2 protein-coding genes and 1 pseudogene are annotated in these 1,760 nt (G+C 66.9%); all 3 read right to left on the bottom strand.

The annotated features are described in order from the left end of the window. Positions 1 to 305, bottom strand: a pseudogene (locus VHK87_RS07210) (hypothetical protein); the annotation flags it as partial. Between the two features lie 470 nt (positions 306 to 775). Beyond that, the gene (locus VHK87_RS07205) at positions 776 to 1,210 is read right to left on the bottom strand and encodes a DUF4402 domain-containing protein (protein WP_329634224.1); all 435 of its coding nucleotides are present in this window, start codon (positions 1,208 to 1,210) and stop codon (positions 776 to 778) included. A gap of 352 nt (positions 1,211 to 1,562) precedes the next feature. Further along, positions 1,563 to 1,760: hypothetical protein (locus VHK87_RS07200; RefSeq protein ID WP_329634223.1), on the bottom strand; the 198-nt coding region annotated here is incomplete at its 5' end.

Here is a 1,760-nt window from a genome sequence, read left to right as displayed (position 1 = left end):
ATCGGCTTGGCGGACTTCAGCCGCGCCACCGCGCCCGGGCCACCGGGCTTGTCGCCGGCTTCCGCGGGCTCGCGGATCCGCCCGTCCGGCAGCATCACCCGGTCGACCACGTCGATGGCGTAGGTGGTCGTCTCCGTCCCGCGATTGAGCAGGAACATGGTCGCCGCCCGGCTGTTGGGGGCGATCACCAGCCGCTTGGGCGAGATCGTCAGGTCGTCGCCGACCTGCGCTGCGGCCGGGCCGCCGAAGGCGACGGCCAGGCCGCCGAGACTCAGGACTTGGAGTGCGCGTCTGCGCGATTGCATGCCATCCCCCCACGAATCAGGATGGTCAAAACGTCGCAGCAAGCCATTCATGAAGTATTGACGATACCAGGACGGTCCGGCGGGTAGCTCACCCGTGTTTAGCGCTCTCGCCGCGGCGAGTTCGGTTCCCGTTCTACTGCTGCGGTTCTGCTTTTCTATGCCGACGTGTACGGCACGGTCGGCTCAGATCGGATCCGGCGGCGCCACGGGGGCGCCTACTCTCGGCCCTGGCGACGCAGCGGCGCGCTAACTCTATCTTTCTTCCAGCAGCTGCTTGTAAATGGTTGCCGACGTTGAGGTTTTCGGCGCGGCCTCACACAATTTTGGGTTAAGGGCGCCTTAAGCTGCGGATCCGCCGTTAATCTGGCGGAAGCCGGGTGGGTGAGACGGGGGGCGCCGGACAACAAAAAACCCCGCGGCCCGGGCGCGCCGGATCGCGGGGCTGAGGCGGAGCCGAACGGCTCGGAAGATCAGTTGTAGGCGGCTTGCAGGTTGACGGTGCCGGTGTAGGTGCCCGCGGGCTCCGTGCCGGCGAAGACGATGCGGCCGCCGACGCTGACGGTGCGGTTGCCAGACAGACCGGTGCCGCCGTTGACCACGAGGCCAGCCTCGCTGGTGCTCAGCGTTAGGGTGTTGGCGCCGCTGGTCAGGGTCACGTCGTCCGCCACGTCCACATCGTAGGTTGCGCTGGCGTCGGCCGTGATGTCGAAGGTCGCCACCGCCGGGGTGACGCCGCCGGCGAAGGCGTCGACCGTGCCGGCCGTGTCGGTGACGGTCCCGTTACCCGCGAGCTGATAGCTGCCGGCGCCGCTGACCACGATCGAGCCCAGCTGCAGGTCGGTGTCCTTGGTCACCGTGATCGGCGCCAGGATGGTGATCGAAGCGGTCGCGTCGTCGTCGGCCACGACTTGAGCCAGGGCCGGTGATGCGATCGATCCGATCATAAGGGCCGCACTAGCGGCCAGGAGAACGCGTTTCATTCTGAAGTCTCCATCATCAGAGTTCTGCGACGATTGGAGGTCCCCCCCCAGTGCCAGGGGAAACTAGAACGGCAAGGTTTCCTGAGCCTTAACCGTGCGCGGTTTTGTCGCACTGCGGCGCTTTGTCTGCCCAGCGACGCGGCCGCCGTCCGTCTAAACGTCTGATTCTTCTGCGTGCGCACGAGGCTCCGCGCGTGCGCGGAGGTGCGCACGCCTGCGCACCGAGATGCGCGGCGTACGGAGCTTTACCTTTCCTAAAGGCGCGCGCCGTGGAGGCCTAGACGTCCACCTCGGCGTCCAGGGCGTTCTCCTGGATGAACTCGCGCCGCGGCTCGACGAGGTCGCCCATCAGGCGGGTGAACATGTCGTCGGCGTCGTCGGCGTGGGTGACCTTCACCTGCAGCAGGGTGCGGGCGTTGGCGTCCAAGGTGGTCTCCCACAGCTGGTCCGGGTTCATCTCGCCCAGGCCCTTGTA

The sequence above is a fragment of the Phenylobacterium sp. genome, from assembly GCF_036263695.1.
GTDB lineage: Bacteria > Pseudomonadota > Alphaproteobacteria > Caulobacterales > Caulobacteraceae > Phenylobacterium.
The sequence above is the reverse complement of the archived record's forward strand: the minus strand, read 5'-3'. Positions and strand labels throughout refer to the sequence as shown.